This window comes from Streptomyces mutabilis (genome assembly GCF_014649815.1).
Lineage (GTDB): Bacteria > Actinomycetota > Actinomycetes > Streptomycetales > Streptomycetaceae > Streptomyces > Streptomyces mutabilis.
This window is the reverse complement of record NZ_BMTT01000216.1, coordinates 1-593: the sequence shown is the minus strand read 5'-3', so window position 1 is coordinate 593 and position 593 is coordinate 1. Positions and strand designations below refer to the sequence as shown.

Sequence of the window (593 nt, the reverse complement as noted above, 5' to 3'; positions counted from 1 at the left end):
TGTTCTACTACGTTTAAAAGTATCCTAAAGTAAGCTTCGCGCTTAAATGCTTTCAGCACTTATCTTTAACTGACGTAGCCTTCCTGCCATGCCTATGTGAACAATTTACTTAAGTATAAGTAAATGATATATTATGTATAATAATATATAACATAAACAACAGGTAAACCATAGGTCAATATACCCAACTCCTTTCGTACGAAGGGGCTATCTTTATTCTACTTTAATTCCCTCTAGAGCTCATGTAGCTCTTTAATCGACGAACAGTCGAACCCTTCATGATTTTTGCATTCATGTGGATGAGCTAAGCCGACATCGAGGTGCCAAACCGCGCACTCAATTTGTACTCTCTTGCGCAAATTAGCCTGTTCAATTTATGTTATCATAAAAGATTTTTTCTTTTATTTCCATTTTTCTAAAAATGGTTCAGACTATTTCATCATCTTTATTAACTATATAAAGGGAAGTATTAAAAATTTAAGTTCCACTTACTCAACCTTTAATTCCAAAAGATCCAATACGAGATTTAGAATTTAATTTAGTATATTGTAAATTAGGTTTATAGTTACCTCTTAATACAACAGAAGGATAAA

The 593-nt window shown here is 32.2% G+C and carries 1 rRNA gene; it reads right to left on the bottom strand.

Annotation, left to right across the window (positions count from 1 at the left end):
- A 23S ribosomal RNA gene (locus tag IE142_RS40090) occupies positions 1-425 on the bottom strand; the annotation flags it as partial.
- Positions 426-593 lie beyond the last annotated feature (168 nt).